Annotated in this window: 16 protein-coding genes; 6 read left to right on the forward strand and 10 right to left on the reverse strand. The window is 43.7% G+C overall.

The genetic code is table 11. The annotated features are described in order from the left end of the window. Positions 1–146: 146 nt before the first annotated feature. Positions 147–1,031 carry an MBL fold metallo-hydrolase gene (locus F9L33_RS10100; protein WP_152142667.1) on the reverse strand — a complete coding sequence of 295 codons (885 nt, stop codon included), beginning with the start codon at positions 1,029–1,031 and terminating at the stop codon, positions 147–149. A gap of 198 nt (positions 1,032–1,229) precedes the next feature. Here F9L33_RS10100 and F9L33_RS10105 point away from each other — a divergent pair, with 198 nt between their 5' ends. The 3 genes from F9L33_RS10105 to F9L33_RS10115 are packed head-to-tail and all read left to right on the forward strand — an operon-like array spanning position 1,230 to position 3,746. Continuing rightward, positions 1,230–2,645, forward strand: a complete 1,416-nt coding sequence (locus F9L33_RS10105) for a cytochrome ubiquinol oxidase subunit I (protein ID WP_152142668.1) — start codon at positions 1,230–1,232, stop codon at positions 2,643–2,645. Beyond that, positions 2,635–3,639 carry a cytochrome d ubiquinol oxidase subunit II gene (gene cydB / locus F9L33_RS10110; RefSeq protein ID WP_193222016.1) on the forward strand — a complete coding sequence of 335 codons (1,005 nt, stop codon included), beginning with the start codon at positions 2,635–2,637 and terminating at the stop codon, positions 3,637–3,639. The genes F9L33_RS10105 and cydB overlap by 11 nt, the downstream gene beginning before the upstream one ends. Next, positions 3,639–3,746, forward strand: coding sequence for a DUF2474 family protein (locus F9L33_RS10115; protein ID WP_152142670.1), 108 nt, complete (start codon positions 3,639–3,641; stop codon positions 3,744–3,746). The genes cydB and F9L33_RS10115 overlap by 1 nt, the downstream gene beginning before the upstream one ends. A gap of 505 nt (positions 3,747–4,251) precedes the next feature. Here the strand turns inward: F9L33_RS10115 and F9L33_RS10120 are convergent. The 8 genes from F9L33_RS10120 to F9L33_RS10150 all read right to left on the reverse strand — a co-directional run bounded on the left by F9L33_RS10120 (position 4,252) and on the right by F9L33_RS10150 (position 15,122). After that, entirely contained in the window at positions 4,252–4,656 is a 405-nt protein-coding gene (locus tag F9L33_RS10120; RefSeq protein ID WP_152142671.1) for a hypothetical protein, read from the reverse strand. Beyond that, the gene (locus F9L33_RS10125; protein WP_152142672.1) at positions 4,657–4,926 is read right to left on the reverse strand and encodes an HNH endonuclease; all 270 of its coding nucleotides are present in this window, start codon (positions 4,924–4,926) and stop codon (positions 4,657–4,659) included. Between the two features lie 133 nt (positions 4,927–5,059). Continuing rightward, complete coding sequence (locus tag F9L33_RS16065) at positions 5,060–5,221, reverse strand: imm11 family protein (RefSeq protein ID WP_370452113.1); 162 nt, start codon at positions 5,219–5,221, stop codon at positions 5,060–5,062. Next, positions 5,221–5,499: a hypothetical protein gene (locus F9L33_RS15910; RefSeq protein WP_226804078.1), complete on the reverse strand. Its 279-nt coding sequence runs from the start codon at positions 5,497–5,499 to the stop codon at positions 5,221–5,223. The genes F9L33_RS16065 and F9L33_RS15910 overlap by 1 nt, the downstream gene beginning before the upstream one ends. Before the next feature lie 236 nt (positions 5,500–5,735). Next, entirely contained in the window at positions 5,736–6,302 is a 567-nt protein-coding gene (locus F9L33_RS10135; protein ID WP_152142673.1) for a hypothetical protein, read from the reverse strand. Beyond that, on the reverse strand, positions 6,302–12,832 hold the full coding sequence (locus tag F9L33_RS10140; protein ID WP_152142674.1) for a DUF637 domain-containing protein: 6,531 nt from the start codon (positions 12,830–12,832) through the stop codon (positions 6,302–6,304). The genes F9L33_RS10135 and F9L33_RS10140 overlap by 1 nt, the downstream gene beginning before the upstream one ends. An 11-nt stretch (positions 12,833–12,843) precedes the next feature. Continuing rightward, positions 12,844–14,562 (reverse strand): ShlB/FhaC/HecB family hemolysin secretion/activation protein, encoded by a 1,719-nt coding sequence (locus tag F9L33_RS10145; protein WP_152142675.1) that lies wholly within the window; start codon positions 14,560–14,562, stop codon positions 12,844–12,846. After that, positions 14,562–15,122, reverse strand: coding sequence for an invasion associated locus B family protein (locus tag F9L33_RS10150; RefSeq protein WP_152142676.1), 561 nt, complete (start codon positions 15,120–15,122; stop codon positions 14,562–14,564). Before F9L33_RS10150 ends, F9L33_RS10145 begins: the two co-directional genes overlap by 1 nt. A 237-nt stretch (positions 15,123–15,359) precedes the next feature. On the opposite strand from F9L33_RS10150, the gene F9L33_RS10155 reads away from it, so the two are divergent. Continuing rightward, entirely contained in the window at positions 15,360–15,722 is a 363-nt protein-coding gene (locus tag F9L33_RS10155) for a hypothetical protein (RefSeq protein ID WP_152142677.1), read from the forward strand. 96 nt (positions 15,723–15,818) lie between these two features. Here F9L33_RS10155 and F9L33_RS10160 read toward each other — a convergent pair whose 3' ends face one another. Next, complete coding sequence (locus tag F9L33_RS10160) at positions 15,819–18,086, reverse strand: adenosylcobalamin-dependent ribonucleoside-diphosphate reductase (protein ID WP_152142678.1); 2,268 nt, start codon at positions 18,084–18,086, stop codon at positions 15,819–15,821. Between the two features lie 92 nt (positions 18,087–18,178). Here F9L33_RS10160 and F9L33_RS10165 point away from each other — a divergent pair, with 92 nt between their 5' ends. Beyond that, entirely contained in the window at positions 18,179–18,610 is a 432-nt protein-coding gene (locus F9L33_RS10165; RefSeq protein WP_152142679.1) for a DUF1489 family protein, read from the forward strand. Next, positions 18,610–19,092 carry a DUF6653 family protein gene (locus F9L33_RS10170; RefSeq protein ID WP_152142680.1) on the forward strand — a complete coding sequence of 161 codons (483 nt, stop codon included), beginning with the start codon at positions 18,610–18,612 and terminating at the stop codon, positions 19,090–19,092. The genes F9L33_RS10165 and F9L33_RS10170 overlap by 1 nt, the downstream gene beginning before the upstream one ends. Positions 19,093–19,277 lie beyond the last annotated feature (185 nt).

A 19,277-nucleotide genomic window follows, 5' to 3' on the forward strand; every position in this document is an offset into this window, starting at 1 on the left:
TTTTGGATGATTATTGCTCCAACAAAAATTGGCGATTAAAATATAATATAGCGGTTAGTATTACCTAAGCCAACTATGTTCAATATTGCTGAGCTCTGGGTAAATCAAATGTTATCTTTTTGTTTGTTCGCTATACTTTAAAACAATCATAAACCGTTCAACGGTACTTTTAAAACTGGATTACCATTATCGTCTTCTGGAACTTCTCCTGCCCGCATATTCACTTGCAATGCAGGTATGATTAATTTTGGCATCGCCAGTTGAGCATCACGCTCTGTACGAAATTTCACGAAGTCTTCTTTAGTCTTTCCGGCCCCGACATGAATGTTGTGTATACGTTCATCCCCAACGGATGTTTCCCATTCAATATCGCGCCCGTTCGGCCCGTAATCATGACACATAAACAAACGCATTTCATCAGGTAGACTTAAAACCTTTTGGATTGAATCGTATAATTCTTCGGCTGACCCACCAGGAAAATCACAACGGGCCGAGCCTCCATCGGGCATGAATAAGGTGTCACCGACAAAAGCGGCATCGCCAATCACATGAACCATACAGGCAGGTGTGTGGCCTGGCGTATGCATTGTGAAAGCTTTCAGATTACCAATCTGATATGTAGAGTTTTCTGTGAACAAAGCGTCAAACTGGCTGCCATCACGTTGAAATTCTGTGCCCTCATTAAACACTTTACCAAATGTGTCTTGAATGATTGTGATATTTTCACCAATCCCCATTTTACCGCCAAGTTTTTCTTGGATATAGGGTGCTGCCGACAAATGATCTGCATGCACATGCGTTTCAATAATCCACTGCAAGTCCAGATCATTATTACGAATATGAGCGATCATCGCATCAGCATGTTCGTATGTGATACGCCCCGCTGCATAATCAATATCCATAACCGAATCTATAATAGCGCAAGCCTTGGATGCCGGATCTTTTACAACATAGGAAATCGTGTTTGTATCCTCATCAAAGAAGGCTTTGACTTCGGGTTTTTGCGTCATATCAATCGGGTAAGTCGGCATAATGATGTCCTTTATTGTCGCATGTAAAATCCAGCTTATCAGCTGTTTTTGGCTATTTAAGTCCACTTAACACACAGTAACGCTTAATTTATGTCACTCGTCAATTCGATCCATAAGCTGTGCGACATAAAGTGATATGTCGAAGCATGATCAGGAGAATACATACTGCTTACAAATATAACTTTTGTAGGTATCCCAATGTCTGAGATGTTCACAGCTGAAGTTTTAGCACGTATGCAATTCGCATTCACAGTATCGTTTCATATTATTTTCCCAAGTTTTTCCATTGGATTGGCAAGTTTTTTAGCTGTCTTAAATGCGCTATGGTTAAAAACACGCAATGAAAATTATCGCGTGCTTTTTGAATATTGGAAAAAGATATTCGCAATGGCATTCGCTATGGGGGTCGTATCAGGCATTGTGATGTCATATCAATTTGGCACTAACTGGTCTGTATTCTCTGACAAAGCTGGACCTATCATTGGGCCACTGATGGCATACGAAGTGTTATCCGCATTTTTTCTTGAAGCTGGCTTTCTTGGTATCATGTTATTCGGCCGCGAACGTGTAGGCGATAAGCTTCACATGTTCGCAACAGCAATGGTTGCCTTTGGTACTTTGATGTCTGCCACTTGGATTTTATCTGTGAACTCGTGGATGCAGACACCTGCAGGTTTTGCCATCAATGAAGATGGCCAATTTATCCCGACAAATTGGTGGGCTATCGTTTTCAACCCTTCTTTTCCATATCGTTTGGTTCATATGGTCATCGCAGCCTTTTTAACCACCTCATTCGTAGTGGGGGCTGTTGCGGCATGGCATTTATTAAAAGATCGCACCAACCCCGCAACTCGTATTATGTTCTCTATGGCATTATGGATGGCCGCACTCGTAGCCCCCGTGCAGATATTCGTGGGTGACCTCCACGGCCTAAATACTCTCGAACATCAGCCTGTGAAAATTATGGCAATGGAAGGTCATTATGACAGTCACCCAGAAGGTGCACCACTGATCCTGTTTGGCATTCCAAATCCCAAAGAAAAACGGATTGATTATGCGATTGAAATCCCGAAACTGTCATCCCTGATCTTAAAACATGATCTGAATGCTCCGCTTGATGGTTTGGACACCATACCTGATGAAGATGAACCACCTGTGGCAATCGTTTTCTGGAGCTTCCGCATAATGGTTTCCATCGGGTTTGCTATGTTGGGCGTTGGTATATGGAGCTTATGGGCACGCTTTCGCGGCTGCTTATACGATGCTAAATGGTTGCACCGCGTTGCAATCATAATGGGCCCAAGTGGGTTTGTCGCTGTACTGGCAGGATGGGTCACAACCGAAGTTGGGCGGCAACCTTTTACAGTTTATGGGCTTTTGCGCACCAGCGATTCACTTGCACCCATTGAAGCGCCTGCAGTGGCAGCATCTCTTATTGCTTTTATTATCGTTTACTTCTTTGTCTTTGGTGCTGGTACATTTTACATTTTACGTATGATGAACAAAGCTCCTGATACAAAACGATTGGGCTTACGCGATGGCCCCATCAGGGCTGCAGGTATTACACCTGTTCAACAAATCCAACTGACTGCGAAAGGATCCGATGATGTTTGATCTTGCAACAATTTGGGCCGCAATTATTGCCTTTGCCGTTTTAACTTATGTCATCTTAGACGGTTTCGATTTGGGAATTGGAATTCTATTTCCCTTCGCAGAAACAGATCAAGACCGCGATACGATGATGAATTCCGTAGCCCCTGTTTGGGACGGGAATGAAACGTGGTTGGTCATGGGTGGTGGTGGACTATTTGCAGTTTTCCCGTTGGCCTATGCTGTCGTCATGCCCGCCCTTTATATGCCGATAACACTTATGCTGCTTGCACTTGTTTTTCGTGGTGTTGCATTTGAATATCGATGGCGCACAGAACGTTGGAAGGGTGTTTGGGATTTCGCATTTGCAGGCGGATCATTTGTAGCGGCCCTCTGCCAAGGCATCGCATTGGGCGCATTGGTGCAAGGCATCGAAGTCGCCGACCGCGCTTATGCGGGCGGTTGGTGGGATTGGCTGACAGCTTTTTCAATCCTGACTGGCGTGGCTGTCGTGTTTGGATATGCCCTTCTTGGATCTACGTGGCTTGTGATGAAAACATCATCTGATCTGCAAGAACAAATGCAATCGTTCAGCTGGCCATTAGCGTTTATCACATTGGCGTTGATCGGCGTTGTCAGCCTATTCACACCTTTACAAAACCCAGTTTATTTCGACCGTTGGTTTTCTTGGCCTCAATTGGGATATAGTGCTGTTGTGCCAATCTTATTGACCTATGCAGCCTATCGTTTGTTTTGGGGGTTAAAGACCAACAAGGATATCTCGCCTTTCTTATCCACCCTTGCAATTTTCATACTTTGCTTTGCAGGCATTGGGATCAGTTTTTACCCTAACATCGTCCCACCATCCTTAAGCATTGCAGAAGCGGCAGCACCTGATGAAAGCCTTGCTTTTGCATTGGTCGGTACAGTCATACTTATACCTATGATTTTAGCTTATACGGCTTATGCATATTGGGTTTTCCGCGGTAAAATTGACCCATCAGAGGGATACCATTGATGGTACAGAATACTACAAGAAAGCTGCTATGGTTCATCGCTATTTGGTGTGCCAGCGTAACAATATTAGGAATTGTCGCATACGCAATCAAACTTGTTGTGCTTTAAAGCATAGAGTTTCAAAATTGTGTTTTGGATATATTATTCTGCAGCAAAATCTATAATCGTAGCAGCCACTGCATTCTTTAAAAGAAGCACTCCACCTGCACCAAGACCAGCGATACCCACCAATAATTCTGCATTACGAACATATTCAGCCGCAATCTCTGGTGTGCAACCAAGTTCATTGATCAGCGTATTCTCGATAAGTGTGCGTTCATCGTCACCAGAAAGCAGTTGAGCAATTCCCTCAGACGCAATGTTGCCCCCAATTACAGTGTTTTCAGCAGCAAGACCAACTAAAGCTGCACAAGTTAAACCACCTTTTTCAGGACATGCTGCTAATGCTGCTAGGCCACCTACAACTTGTACACCACCAATGAATAGTTTTGTACCGCTTTCGTGGTTAAGCGCAGATGCTTTGATATTCGCTGTCGCCCCATCAAAGCTAATCTCACCATCAAATGCTTTTAATAAGACGAATATGGTAGTTTAGGATAACATATCCATTGATTTAATATTCAAGCTCCAAAAACGGAAACAGCTTTCGAAACCAATCTGCAATATGTGGATTCTCTTTAAGAGCCCGCATAGCAGCCTCATCAGAAATAGTTTTATCAAAGTCACCTGTGATTTGTGTACCTCGTGCGACTGCAATACCGCTGATAGCATCGAGCTCGGCATCTGTTGCGCCCAAAGAAGGAGAAAAACCAACGACCCTTGAAATGGGGATTGCGTCCCCACGGACTTTGACCTCCATGAGGTCAAAGATAAAATGTGGAGGATCATCCAGTATTTGGGCCACATGCACACACCATTGTTCGAGTTCGGGCAAGGTGATAGCAGAGCAGATATAGCAGTCCTCAATAAATCCTAAATCATCAGAATTATTCTTATCATATATCCGTAAACCTTCCATTCATCGCCCCTGATTGATGGCTTCTCCGCCGATATGACCTGTCTGATTATGCAATCTTTGCCTAACCAACTGCATTCTACCTGCGTCCTGATGATGATGCCATGTATAATTCGGAATCTTCGCACTGCCCGCTTCCAAAGCTTTTAACTGATCGTCATTAAATTGCTGACGCAAACCTGGGTTAGACTGGAATTCCGCCTGAACCTCGTCAAACACATCGCCGAACGCATTAACATAACCTGCGTCGCCCAAGTCACGATTGGCTTGCATAAATGTGCCTTGAGCTTCGATATACCGACTACGTGCCCCAATACATTGAATAGCGCCTTGAGGAAAATCACCTGTTTCACGCTACGCCTCAGCTTTATCAAAACTCCAGCTATTATATAACAGTCGGAGTTTATCAAGCCACTGTCTGCTCATCACCGTTGACAGACTCAAAAATAGCACCCGTCACGCCAATATCCTCAAAACGACGCTTAACCTCTTCGCTGACAATAATCGAACCAAGGTGTTTCTTGAGACGGAAGATATGTTTCCCTTCAGTTTTCGAAGGGTCCACCACTAGATTAAAGAACGTACTGTATTGCCTGCCTTATCTGGCCGAACTGGATCATCGACTAAATACTTCTGAAAGTCAGACAGTTCTTCATCTACACAGTCAATCTGTGTCTCAATTATCATCAAAAAATAATCTTGCTCAACTGACATACCCTCTAAGTTAACAGGTTCCAAAACAGTGTGATAATAGGGTTCATCAATCTCTGGCAAACCAGAAAGCGCCTCCTTGGCTTTTTGACTAAGAACAGGAACACCAAATGCTTCAGTTACGGTATAATCCATCTCCGTACCTTTGCGATAAACATCTAGCGTGTATATCGCTGGCTCCATGAAGTAAGGTGTAGGATCACTAAAACCCCAGTTGTCTACATTACGAATATCTCCAAGAAACCACCGATTAGGCAGCTCTAAATCATCCCTTAGTAAATAATACTTTATACTTATTGCCCTGTAAGCCAACGATTTCACTCATATGACCACTTTGACGATTTAAGCAACAGACTCTACCAACTCAAAAGCTAACATTTTTGTTTACCGAGTATTAAAACCTGCCCATCTATACAAAAATCCACCCCATTTCTGCGAGCCAGTAATATGTTTGGCAAACTAAATTCTATTTTCGTATATTGAAACATAATCGACCACTTGCTCCAATGGGTAAAATCCACACCAAAGAAGAAGTCATTTAGAAACGCGCGTTCATGCGCCGAAATGTTATCAATTGTTCGTTTCCGAATTACTTTACCCATTTCTCCACGCAGCGTAAACATTTCGTCGGTATCATAATTTACTTCACCCAAAACAAATTTATTTAACAATGATAATTTCCCAGGAGGAAGTAAATTAATCATAGTGTTGATTTCATTTAAAAGCTCTTCTTCCCACCTAGGTTTTAATTGTTCATAATTTAATACTTGTGAAAAAATAAAATTGTATACGTGTTCTGAAAGAGGAAACTTTTCAAGTATCTGCTTTAATTGATTTTGCTCTAGAGCATTATGAAACAATGTTTCAACATTCTGTATTTCAGAATATTGCTCTGGTTCATTTATACTTAAGACGTCGTCAATAATACTTCTTGGCATTAATTAGGCCTCCTCGGTAGTAAACTTGGATCAATGCTCCAGCGCTCTGCAAAAGCTGGCAATGAGCCCCAAAAACTATTCATATCAGGGCTGTTTGAAATCAACTCACTCAATTCATTATGGAATGTTGTGCTGCCTGTAAATGGAGCATTAATGGGAGAGCTAATATGTCCGCCAGTTTGACCACCAATCTTTGCGACATCGTTGGGCACAGTCCATCTCAAATCACCTGTTGCCGTTGAAAGGCTTCGGACATCATCAACACTGAGACCCCATGCAGCAAATTGATCATAATGATCGCACATACACCATTCATGCCTACCACCTGGTCTGATCATATCCTTAAAATCTGACTTCAAATCAGGATCTTTCCATATTTTACCAATGTCATCAACCGATAAACTAGATACCCACTCATCAAATTCAGAGCGAGAAGTAGGAATGTCACCATTAGGGAGAATATCGTCTAGTGTTCTATTCGTAACACTATTTAAATTTTCTAAGTTTCCATTACGAATAGGCACTTGCGCCGTTTTACCAACTGCATTCTTTAATAAAAGGACACCACCTGCGCCAAAGTCAGCAATGCCCACCAATAGCTCTGCGTTATGCACATATTCAGCCGCAATCTCTGGTGAATAGCCAAGTTCATTAATCAGCGTATCCTCGATGAGTGTACGTTCATCTTCACCAGAAAGCAGTTGAGCAATGCCCTCAGATGCAATGTTCCCTCCGATCACAGTGTTTGCACCAGCAAGGCCCACTAAAGCTGCACAAGTTAAACCACCTGTTTCAGGACATGCTGCTAATGCTGCTAGGCCACCTACAACTTGCACACCACCCACAAATAGTTTTGTACCGCTTTCGTGGTTCAGCGCAGATGCTTTAATATTCGCTGTCGCTTCATCAAAGCTAATTTCACCATCAAGTGCTTTTTGATAATTACGCACAGCCAATGCATCTAAATTTACAGGGGTTTCCAAATTAAATTGATCACCAGCGGATACATAAAATTGATCAGCGCCTGGCTTACTAATTCCCAAACCACCACTCATGCCCAAAATGCGGTCACGTGAAACTTCTTGTACAAATTCAGTGGCATCCCGCACCATATCTGCACAGCTTGCTGCACCACTTTCACAAGCAGCAAGCAATCGAGCACTTTGTGTTACCGATAGAGCCTTATATGCATCAACCTGGGCAGCCAAAGCAGCTATTTTCTCGTCAGAGCACCCCGCAAAAAAGCCATTTCTACAGCGGAATAATTCATCCTGTGCTTCTTTCGCCTCGATAAGCTGTTCATGATTCAGATAATTATTTTCATGCGCAGAAGCCGCAAATCCACCTGCAAGGCCAGCGCCTTCGACATCCCCTCCTCTTAGCAGGACAGCAGCGGTACCAATTAAACGTTGCAATCTGATTTGGGCCTCGGGTTGCAAACCAGACGCACCCACAAGTGGCCCTGTCGCTTCTGCCAAACCTCCAGCAAGTGCACCATCAGCAAAGCTACCACCAGCCAATTCAGAGGCTAAGCCCCCTGCAACAGCATGGCTTAGAATTTTTGGAAAAGCGCCTTCTGGGATACCATTCGCAACGCCAAAGTCACCGATCTGTTGCTGTACACCAGCAAGCCCTGCCGTAATCGCAGCCGTGCTCCACCCTTTAACAAGGTTATCGCCCAAATTACCGCCATTAATAGCTGTATCAACAGTGGCATTGACCGAAGCATGTAGAAGCCCAGATTGTAATTTATATGTGGCATTCTGAAGAGCTGTCGCAGTCTTTGGGTTAAAGTCGCCTAAACCTACAACATCCGTTAAACCCGCAGTAAACCCAGCGGATACAATCGATGTTAATAGGCTGCGAAGGCTTTCTGATGATCCCAGCTGTTGTAATGCATCGCCTAAGTTACCCTGGTTGTTTACAAGCGCTACTGCGGACTGATTTACGAGTGTTGTTACACCTGCATTAATTGCAGCATTCAATGCTACGTTTTCAGCAGCAATACCAAGCCCGCCAGCAATATTACTTGCGATACCATTCACAAGCCCCCCTGCACCACCAACACCAAACCCGCCTGTTGCAAAGGTTGTGATTGCTGTAATCAACAAAGCACCAGCCTGTGTCAAACCTTGGGACTCATAGTCCCATTCTTCGACTGTGGCTTCTACTGCACGCCAATCCACATTTGGATTTGTTTTTAGATCAGCAACCCATGCCAAACTCGGAACTTGTGAGAGTTCTGCAATAGCATCATTAAGGTTCTCATGTGCTTCATACTCAACGATAATTCCGTTGCCAGCGTTAATGCGAAGGCCGCCACCTGAGATGATTTCCACGGTTTCAATAGTTTCGCGTCGCTCACCTTTGTCCGCTTCATTCCACCAAAATAGGTCTTCTTCGCGTATATAATCTTGTGTAAAACTGCTGTCGGTTTCTGTAAGTAAAGCAACTTTGCCTTCTTCAGCGCTCAGAACAGTTTCACCATCGCTTTCCAATCGCGAAGCTTTAACTGTAATGTCTTTCTCGGCAGAGGTCGCAATAATATCATTGCCAGAAAGAACGACAGATTTTACAGTTTCTGTTGATTGTTCTTGTTTGCGGATTTCGGTTTTCGTTCCGAACAGGCCTCCTGTCTCAATCTTTAAATTTAGGTCTGACTGATGTTGATCCTGAACACTCGAAATGATGATTTCGCCTTTGGCATCTAAGGCCGCATCCTCTTTTGCTTTTGCGCGTACACCCTGCAGGATTAGATCTTGTCCTGCTGAGATATTTAAATCTTTGCCAGCTTTTAAAGATGACAATCTATTCATCAAATCATAGCTGCTGTCATAGCCCCCATCAAATGTGTCTTTACGTGCGTTTTCTAAAACAAGGCTACCGATTTCAATATTTTGCCCTGCTGTGATCGTTGTCGTTTCACCCGATACAAACTCACCCCCCGTAGATGTCACTGTTTCAGATGCATCAATCTGGACGTTTTTACCCGCCTCGATACGTCCTATTTGCTGGATACGATCACTGATGCCAGATGGTGTGGTATCACGTATTTTTGCTGTATCATTAATGATCAACCCAGCTGCAATTTGCACATTGCCATTAGCAACAACTTCGCCAGAGGTATTGGCAAAAATTGCACCACTATCAATCGTGATATCAGCAGCAGAAAACAATCTGCCACCTTGATTCAATATAGCATCAGTTGCTTTAATATTTAATCCATTCTCTCCAGAAATAGCCCCTGAATTGAATAAAGACGCAGTTTGGATATCTGTTGTACCCGCTCTGATTTGCCCACCTGCTACATCAACATTTGCGCGCGTTGCACCAGATAAATAAACCCGAGGCACCAGCACCTGTTCACCCCGTACCGTTTGGGTTTCAAGCCATATAATATCGGATGATAACCCTGCAATTTGACTAGGCGTTAAAGCGGTTCCAAATGTTAAGTTTAAGTTTGCCTGTTCATCTATTGCATTATTATACAACGTTTTCATCTGTTCATAATCACTGGCACCTGCTGTGATATTACGGTGCCCAGTTAAGGCAAATAATTGTTCACGAATAAGGCGGCCTTCGATATACGCATCGCCAAAACGACGTAAAGTAATATCTGGACCATATCCGCCAACCCGATCTAAAAAATAATCGGACCCTAAAAATTGCCCCGGTTGTATAAACTCTGGACGCGTTTCAATTAGGAACGGTGCCTCTGGATCAGATGGTGTGTCGAAGATCGCTGACCGATTAAGCAAACCTTCGATAGTTACAATCAGGTTTTCTTGTTCCCTAAGTGCATTCGTTTGCGTGCTAGAACTTTCAGAAGCGCCATTTAGCGCGCGATCACCAGAAGAAAGGCCAATTTGTGCGACACCAGAACGTACGGCATTATTATTCAAATATCCTTCCACATTAGCCGTTAGAGATTTACCTGCCTCAATGGTGCCAAATACAGCGCCTTTAGTAGAGCTTTCAGTGTCCTGAGTTGTTGTCGTAAAATATCGAGTGCCACGACTGATACAGAACCCAAAAATACGTCTTCTACAATATCTTACAGAATTCAATGTATCCGTTGTAGTCACAACTGTCTCAGTTAGGTCAGTGCCTTCATTTGTGACAGTCCCTGCATTTATGCTTACATTCTCATTTGCAGAAATCTGACTGTGACTATTCCGAACAGAATCTGTGTTAATATCCACCGATCCTCCTGCCAGGATTTGAGCCGCAGGGGTACTATCCTGTAATGTTTGCGTACGGGTTTCTACAGTTGTCGTCACATTACCAGATTGGCTTACCTCTGAGCTAACATTTTCTGATACGACTAGATTTGTGCGCTGATTGTTAAGTGATGCAACATTAAGGTCGATATCGCCATTAACGGCTTCTATTGTGCCAGATGAATTTAATAAAGCACCAGAACGATCATTCATTAAACCCGTTATAATAATATTATCCTCGGCCAAAATATCCGCATCGATATTATCAAAGGAGCCATCCAGTTTATACGCAGATGAGGTGCCTGAATATAACAATCCAGTATTAGAAATATTTCCTTGAATTTCAGCATCCAGCGCACCATTTGCAGAACCGATACGACCTGCGTTATTCAATGTATTTGCTGACACAACCAAACCAGTGCCACCGTTAATCAAACCGTTTTGCGTATTATTTACTGCACCTGGTAATGTTAGCGTGGTCACGCCAGTGCTCAGTATCTTACCGCCGTTTGTCAGGCTTTCTGCAGTTGTAAGTGTTAAATCTCCACCTTGTGCACCCAGTTCACCTGAATTGCTTATAGAGCCTGTATCCAATGTTAGATTGGCACCGGAAACGATCACACCTGCATCAGTATTCCTAAATGCATTTTGCGTTGTGATCTCTAAGTTTCTTTCTGAAATTAACGCGCCTGAATTGGTTGCAGCAGTCTCAGCCGTCACTTTCAAACCAGTGGCAGCGGCCAGCCGCCCAGATGTAACGACTTCTCCTGAATTACCACGCAGGATTATATCCGCTTGTGTTTCAAATGATCCTGAGTTTGATATATTTTCCGCTTCAATACGCACACCTTGAACAGATGCAAAGTCACCACCAGTAATGCTAACATCGTTGTCCGATTTGACATGTATAACACCGCCCGATTTTATGCGTGCTTTTCGTGCCATAACGGTATCAGCTTCAATCGTAATCGAACCAAGCGACCGCAGCGTCTCTGCATTTGTAGTATCAGAATGGCTGATATCAATTTGGGAAGCGGCTAAATCAACATGTTTGCCAGCAGCCAATTGGCTGTCACTTGCTGCAATCGATTGATCTGCATGTAATGTTAAAACACCTGCCGAGGTTTGAGTACCATCCTGCTGTACACCGGCTGCAACAATTGCATCAGGTCCTATAGAAATATTTGCGCTTTCGATTGTCACATCGCCTTTTGAAGCAACAAGCGCATTATCCGATATATCTACAGCGCTTAATCCTTGAAGCGTCACCGCTTGGTCAGAAAATAGAGTGCGTTTTACTTCAATGGTTCCATTTTGAGATTTTGCTTTGATAGTCCCCTTAGATTGCACTTTCCCAAGAACCAATCGACCGTCAGCAGTCAGGGACATTTCTCCTGTGTTTGAGGCCATTTGGCCGCGCATATTGACGCCTGAACCAGCATCTGTAGACAAGATTTTGATACGCCCTGCATACATGCCACCCAAGAGAGAGCTGTCAATTGCAATGCTCGGCTCATCACCATCAGGGCCAAGGGATGTGGCTGTACCTGACTTATAATCATAAGCGTTACGCCCAGCGATCAAATTTAAATCTCCGCCCGCAGCAACAGGTCCATCTATTTTGATTTTGCGAGACACAATATCGAAAATTTGCGAGGACTTTAGATTTGCACCATTCTCGCCAATTTGAACATCACCACCATCGACCTGAAACCCTGATAACCCGCCTCTGGCGTTTAATTCGACGCGGCCTGTTGAAAGGCTTACACGTGGTGTGTTTATAAAACCACATCCATTACATGTAATACCATTAACGTTTGCAATCACAACATCTGCAGCACGCCCATGTACCTCTAACGCACCCTCAAGAGCAGATCGGCCTGCCCCTGTAACTTCGTTTAAAATAACAGAAGCCGAGCCAGTGCCCGATAAGTTAGAATTGCCCTCCAGCAACCCCCCTAATTGTGATTGAGATAACGGCGATGTTGAATTGTTTAAAATTACACCGTTTTGATCAACATTAAAGGTTTCATATTGATTGTGCGATAAACCTGAAGCATTAGGAGCCACAATATCAACAGTCGTGACACCATTCCCAGCCTGATATACGTTAGGTGCATGAATAGGTGCAGTCGTATCAGCTTGAATTTGCGCGGCTTGTGCTAGCAAAGGTTCTGCCGCCATCAAAAAACACATAATCCCACCAGTTGTGTTTCGCAATATTTTTGCCAGACCTGTCGGCTGTACATACAGCCCAGTGGCATAAGACTTTGAACGTTTTTTATTTTGTGTATGTGCCTTAAAAGTCATAAAAATACCTCCTAAAACGCAACCGATGCGGTTACATATAAAACGCCAGATTGGCTTTTGATGTTTGCAAGGCTGTCAGGTGCAACAACCAAATCAGCATAACTAATGTCTAAATTCACTTTGCCTCTGCGTGTTCGCAGACCGATTGCTGTCCCGCCGAGTGTACCTGCAGAAATACCTTGATCTGGGCTACCCCAAACGCGGCCAACATCGAATGCAACATAGGGTTCCAGATTGCCGAATATTTTCGAAAACTTTGTGTTTTTCATTGCAGGCATTGGGGCTGATAGTTCAGCACGGTAACTGGCTGAGCGATTGCCAAAAAGCACAGCAGAATCCACGCCGACAATACTGAACGGCCCGCCTAAAGAATGCTGTTCTGTGCTGAAAAGCAGATCATCCGACCATTGAGAATACAGCGCGTTGCGAAAAATAAACTGCTGTCCTGCCATCTCGAACGCGCGTACATAATTTAATGAAACAGTTGCCTTTTTAAACTGCCCTTTTGGTGATCCAGTTGGTGCCGTATTATCATTAAATGCGCCAAACAGTTTTAAACCTTGATTGTAACCGATAGACGCGGATGCTTGCCCGCCCCAAAGTTGCCGCGCATGCGAAAGGTTTAAACCTGCGACGGATAAACTGCGGCTTGAGACATCAATCAAATTTCCTAGAATGAAACTTTGCGTATCTTTCCAAGTAATATCACCCGTTAGCGTAGTCTTCGATATTTGATTGCGATGCAAAACACGACTTGCGTATAAACGTGCCGATGTTGAATTACCCGAAGTGTCGAGGCTTGAAACGGCACCCGCAATTTGCGAACGGTATTTATTATAACTTCCGCTAAAGCCAAAGGTCCAATACCCATAAGGAATTTCTATGCCTGCAGTAAGTGTATCTCCGTTTGGTCGCCCTGACATAAAAGCAAAAGGATGCTTTTCCATTGAACGTTGATAAGATAACGTGAGGCTATCATTAAGACCAAATAGATCATCGGCTCCAAAGCGCAGAGAACTTTGATATTCACCTGTACTTTGGCTCCCTAAATTATCTAAATGCAATGACGCATGCCATGGACGTCCAGCGCGCCTTGTTACAGATAAAACCGAACCACCATTCTCTGAACCTGCACCAATTTCCATTCTAGCATCAACAGATCTGAGACGACCCATTTGCTCTAAGCCTTGCTCAATATCTCGTAAATTTAGAGGTTTTCCAATCAAGCCAGGGAACGCTGTATTGCGATGCTTACCTACAGATTTTTCATCTTGATTGATCAAGATATCTTCTAGCTTTCCCTCAACGACAACAACATCTAACGTTCCATCGGATATATCTTGCTGCGGTAAATATGCCCGCGAAGTCACGTATCCTTTTTTGATATAAGTAAATGTGACCGTTTCCAAAACAGAGTTGATCTGTGCAAGCCCTAAACACTGATGCTCAAACTGTGAAAGAACTGTCTGAAGTCTATCAGGCCTTATCAAAGAAACGCCAGATACAACTATTTTACGGACATCTATACATCGTTCCTGAGCAGATTTCTCTGCTATGGCAGGTGCTGTTAGTCTTGGTGCAGACGGAGCCTCTGGCGTTTGTTGGCTTTGCCGCTGTGCCTGTTCGCGTTGAATTTGTTGTGCCTGTTGTGCAGCAAGATCAACAGCAGTTTGGGCATATGCTGAACTGCCTATGATACAGATACAAAATGCAAGTGCGCTATTCTTCATTAGTTCGCACCTTGTGACGTCAACTTATTATATGCCTGAGTAAAACCTTGTAAGGAAAAGACAACTTTGACGACCTGACCATCTGTAAGTCTGAAAAAGCCAGCACCCTCACGTGCTTTCTTTAAGCCTGCTAAAACATTCGCTGTAACTGGAACAACGACCCAACATCCTAATGACGTACAATTTCGGTAACGGGTCACGATTGGCTTTCGCGCCCCTAATTTAAGACCAAAATCTGATGGTAAATGCACATCTAGCGGCGTTAAGATGATAAGTGCCCAGTCTACTTTACCAGCTTTATCATCTGCTTTTGATAATGATATATTTAAAACTTCAATTGGTTTTCCATCTTGCTCTACCTGAACAGATTGTCCAAGTTCGCATATGTTTACACCTTTACTGTTTGCCTCATACTTTTGGCATCTATAAGTCCAGTCTTTAAAATTCTCAAAAATCAGATCATTTTCAACCACTTCAGCCTCTTGTGCATTAAGGTTCGACACCATCAAAACGCACAAAAATACACTGCTTACCCAATAGGGTAACTTCAAAAAAACCATAACAAAATCTTCTTCAGAACAGGGAGCGTATAAATAAGAAATACGCGAAATAACTAAGTGTAAATTCGCAAACTTGTTCCATGCATAACGTTCACAACAAGTTTATGTACAGATGAAAATCTTTATGCGTACCTAATGGGAGAAAACTCGCTCATATTATGATAAAGGAAATTATTGTACCGCTTCATACAGAGATAATATACTTTGGAAATTACTTATTAGAAGGTTGTTTGAACGATGCGGTTTTCTTTATTTATAAGTTTTTTTACATCTTTTTTATCAGGCTGTTTTATTTCACAAGAAGAAATAGCAGCTCGGAAAACACAATTTAATGGTGCAAACATTGCCGAAGTCACAAAGATTATCGGCCCCCCAATTGAGTACGATTCTACAAAAGCCATTTGGAAATATGAAGAAACTTACAAACGAAAAATACCTTTGCAATCCTTTGTAAATGGGACATGGATTACAACAGGGTACCGATCAGAAGAAATATCCATAGATTGTACTTATACTGCTCAACTTGAAAACGATTATATACAATCCAGTCACTACAGTGGAAATAGTTGTGCAAGATTATATCCTAAAATACTGTCATGATAATGATATTGGTGCCAATAATTGACGGTATTGGTATAGCAAACACATTCCTTAGTGATATCTAAATCCACACATTTGCAATTTCACACAATAGTATCAGCTGCACTTAGAGTAACCACAATCCCCACAAGTCATACAGCCCTCGACCATACGCATACTTCCATACTGGCCGCAGGATGGGCATGCAGGGCCTTTGGGACGTTCACCAACGGCTACGACTTCAGCTTGTGGATCAGACTTTAAGTGACCACCTTCGGATCCAATGAACCCAATGCGGATCATGTGTTGTTCAATGACACCGCCAATAGCAGCCAGAATAGATGGGATGTATTTGCCACCAACCCATGCCCCGCCACGTGGATCGAATACGGCTTTCAACTCTTCCACAACGAATGACACATCCCCCCCACGACGGAATACGGCTGACACCATACGTGTCAGTGCCAATGTCCATGCATAGTGTTCCATATTTTTGGAGTTAATGAACACTTCAAATGGGCGTCGTTTATCGTTTTCGATCACATCATTGATCGTAATATAAATCGCATGCTCATTTTCTGGCCATTTGATTTTATACGTGTGCCCTTCCAACGATTCAGGGCGACTGAGCGGCTCAGATAAATACACAACATCTGCACCCGTATCCACCTCTGGTGCTTTTTCTTCTGCCTCAGACACAGACAGAACAGAGCCTGTGACATCATTCGGACGATAAGTTGTACATCCCTTACAGCCTTGATCCCATGCCGCCATATAAACCTCTTTGAAATCATCAAAGCTAATGTCTTCTGGGCAGTTAATCGTCTTTGATATAGAACTATCGATCCATTTTTGCGCAGCCGATTGCATCCGCACGTGATCTAATGGTGCCAAAGTCTGTGCATTGGTGAAATAATCTGGCAAAGCTTTATCACCAAACTTCTCACGCCACATCTCTACCGCGTAATCCACGACTTCTTCTTCAGTTCGCGAGCCATCTTTTTGCAAAACTTTACGCGTATAAGAATAAGCAAATACAGGTTCGATACCGCTGGATACATTACCCGCATAAAGTGAAATCGTGCCTGTTGGCGCAATGGATGTCAGCAGTGCATTACGAATACCTTTTCCCGCAATCGCATCGCGCACATCTGCATCCATTTCCATCATCGTTTCAGAGGCTAAAAATGCATCCTGATCATATAATGGGAACGCACCTTTTTCCGCAGCCAAATCAGCAGATGCCAAATATGCAGCACGCGCCACACGGTTCATCCAATCTTCAGTGATCTTTGCAGCCTCTTCCGATCCATAACGCTGACCAACCATCAACAAGGCATCAGCCAAACCTGTAACACCCAACCCAATACGGCGTTTCGCATTCGCCTCTTGTGCTTGTGCATCCAGTGGGAAACGTGATGCATCCACCACGTTATCCATCATACGCACGGCTGTGCGCACCAAATCATCCAATGCAGCCGTATCCAGATCCGCACCATTTTCAAACGGGTCTTTCACCAAACGTGCAAAATTAATGGAACCCAGTAAACATGCACCGTATGGTGGCAGCGGTTGTTCCCCACATGGGTTCGTAGCAGCAATACTTTCGCAATAATGCAGATTGTTCTTTTGATTGATGCGATCAATGAAAATCACACCTGGCTCGGCATAATCATACGTGGCGCGCATGATTTGGTTCCACAAATCCAACGCATTTACAGTTTTGTAAATTTTGTCTCCGAATTTTAAGTCCCAAGACCCGTTGGCTTTCACGGATTCCATAAAATCATCTGTAATCAAAACTGACAAATTGAACATACGCAAACGCGCACTGTCTTGTTTTGCTTCAATAAACTGTTCCACATCAGGATGATCGCAACGCATCGTCGCCATCATTGCGCCACGGCGCGATCCCGCAGACATAATCGTGCGGCACATCGCATCCCATACATCCATGAATGACAGTGGGCCACTCGCATCCGCAGACACACCTTTTACAAAAGCACCTTTTGGACGAAGTGTAGAGAAATCGTACCCAATACCGCCACCCTGCTGCATTGTAAGCGCTGCTTCTTTGAGCATATCAAAAATGCCACCCATCGTATCTGGGATCGTGCCCATCACAAAGCAATTGAACAAAGTCACAGACCGTTCCGTACCAGCACCCGCAATAATACGGCCCGCTGGCAGGAATTTAAAATCCTCTAAAGCACTGTAAAACTTAGGTTCCCATTCAGATGGGGACTTTTCAACAGAGGCCAATGCACCCGCAATGCGGTGCCACGTATCTTCGACAGTTTCATCAATCGGTTTGCCTTCCGCATCTTTAAAACGGTACTTCATGTCCCAAATTTGTTCAGCAATAGGGGCGGCAAAACGGCTCATATGATTATTCTTTCGATTCAAGAGGTAGAGAACATATCGTAAACTTTTGTTAAGCTCTGGTCAATTCTGTAAGCGCAGATTAACGTAAAAAAATGACTGAATATGTAAACCTTATAAAACTCAGCGTGGGCAGCGAAAGCGTCGAAACGCTAGGCGAATGGCAAGCCAATCGCCGCATAGAATTAAACCGCGACCATTCGTTGCACATCACCCGCATGTGGCCAAAACGCGAGCCCGAAATCCTAAAGGGTGGCTCGATGTATTGGGTCATCAAGGGCTTTATCCAAGCGCGCCAAGTGATCATAGGCTTTGATGAAATCATCGGCCAAGATGGGATCAGACGCTGTGGAATTAAACTTGCGCCTGAATTGATCCGCACAACCGCAGCTCAACGTCGCCCATTTCAGGGATGGCGATATTTAACCGCAGATGATGCGCCATCAGACTTGCCACAAGGGCGGGCATCTGATGATAATTTACCCAAAGATTTAGAAATAGCATTGGCTGATTTAGGATTGCGATAATGGATTTTTTCAAAGCTGCGGAACGATTGATGACAATGGATGACGCAACTTGGGAACACCATGCAAACCCCCTAAGCGTTTACACCCGCTTCACCATCCTCCCCTTATTATCCCTCGCAATCTGGAGCCGCGTTTGGCTGGGCTGGTGGTGCCTGATCCCTATTGCCCTCACCATAGTATGGACGTGGTACAATCCACGCGCCTTTGGCAAACCGTTATCTACGAAAAACTGGGCATCGCGCGTTACATTGGGGGAACGTCACTATCTGAACCGCAAATCACACCCTATACCAGCACACCATAATGGCATCCTAACAGCAACGCATGTCCTATCTGTTATCGGATTGATTGCCCTGACCTACGGATTAATTGTTCTAAACCTATGGGCCACAATCTTCGGTGTATCTATCATAATGATTGCCAAAACATGGTTTTGCGACCGCATGGTTTGGCTTTATATGGAAACCCATCCAGACGGTTAGTTCATCGCATGTGCAAACTTGCATTTGGTTAAGACTGCTGTAGTCTTGTTATACTTTTAAAAGACTTTGTTATATTAAAATCAGGATCATTATATTGGGATCAAAACATTCACTCCATCAAACACGCATTTTTCGTAAAGCCCGCATAGAGTTCAATCGAAGACCACTATTTTTCTTCCTATATC

The organism is Amylibacter sp. SFDW26, from assembly GCF_009184395.1.
Taxonomy (GTDB): domain Bacteria; phylum Pseudomonadota; class Alphaproteobacteria; order Rhodobacterales; family Rhodobacteraceae; genus Amylibacter.

What these genes read in the sequence shown, in the direction of transcription:
- F9L33_RS10100 (WP_152142667.1), bottom strand. Translation starts at nt 1,031, where the DNA reads ATGCCGACTTACCCGATTGATATGACGCAAAAACCCGAAGTCAAAGCC.
- F9L33_RS10105 (WP_152142668.1), top strand. Translation starts at nt 1,230, where the DNA reads ATGTCTGAGATGTTCACAGCTGAAGTTTTAGCACGTATGCAATTCGCA.
- cydB (WP_193222016.1), top strand. Translation starts at nt 2,635, where the DNA reads ATGATGTTTGATCTTGCAACAATTTGGGCCGCAATTATTGCCTTTGCC.
- F9L33_RS10115 (WP_152142670.1), top strand. Translation starts at nt 3,639, where the DNA reads ATGGTACAGAATACTACAAGAAAGCTGCTATGGTTCATCGCTATTTGG.
- F9L33_RS10120 (WP_152142671.1), bottom strand. Translation starts at nt 4,656, where the DNA reads ATGGAAGGTTTACGGATATATGATAAGAATAATTCTGATGATTTAGGA.
- F9L33_RS10125 (WP_152142672.1), bottom strand. Translation starts at nt 4,926, where the DNA reads ATGCAAGCCAATCGTGACTTGGGCGACGCAGGTTATGTTAATGCGTTC.
- F9L33_RS15910 (WP_226804078.1), bottom strand. Translation starts at nt 5,499, where the DNA reads ATGGATTATACCGTAACTGAAGCATTTGGTGTTCCTGTTCTTAGTCAA.
- F9L33_RS10135 (WP_152142673.1), bottom strand. Translation starts at nt 6,302, where the DNA reads ATGCCAAGAAGTATTATTGACGACGTCTTAAGTATAAATGAACCAGAG.
- F9L33_RS10140 (WP_152142674.1), bottom strand. Translation starts at nt 12,832, where the DNA reads ATGACTTTTAAGGCACATACACAAAATAAAAAACGTTCAAAGTCTTAT.
- F9L33_RS10145 (WP_152142675.1), bottom strand. Translation starts at nt 14,562, where the DNA reads ATGAAGAATAGCGCACTTGCATTTTGTATCTGTATCATAGGCAGTTCA.
- F9L33_RS10150 (WP_152142676.1), bottom strand. Translation starts at nt 15,122, where the DNA reads ATGGTTTTTTTGAAGTTACCCTATTGGGTAAGCAGTGTATTTTTGTGC.
- F9L33_RS10155 (WP_152142677.1), top strand. Translation starts at nt 15,360, where the DNA reads ATGCGGTTTTCTTTATTTATAAGTTTTTTTACATCTTTTTTATCAGGC.
- F9L33_RS10160 (WP_152142678.1), bottom strand. Translation starts at nt 18,086, where the DNA reads ATGAGCCGTTTTGCCGCCCCTATTGCTGAACAAATTTGGGACATGAAG.
- F9L33_RS10165 (WP_152142679.1), top strand. Translation starts at nt 18,179, where the DNA reads ATGACTGAATATGTAAACCTTATAAAACTCAGCGTGGGCAGCGAAAGC.
- F9L33_RS10170 (WP_152142680.1), top strand. Translation starts at nt 18,610, where the DNA reads ATGGATTTTTTCAAAGCTGCGGAACGATTGATGACAATGGATGACGCA.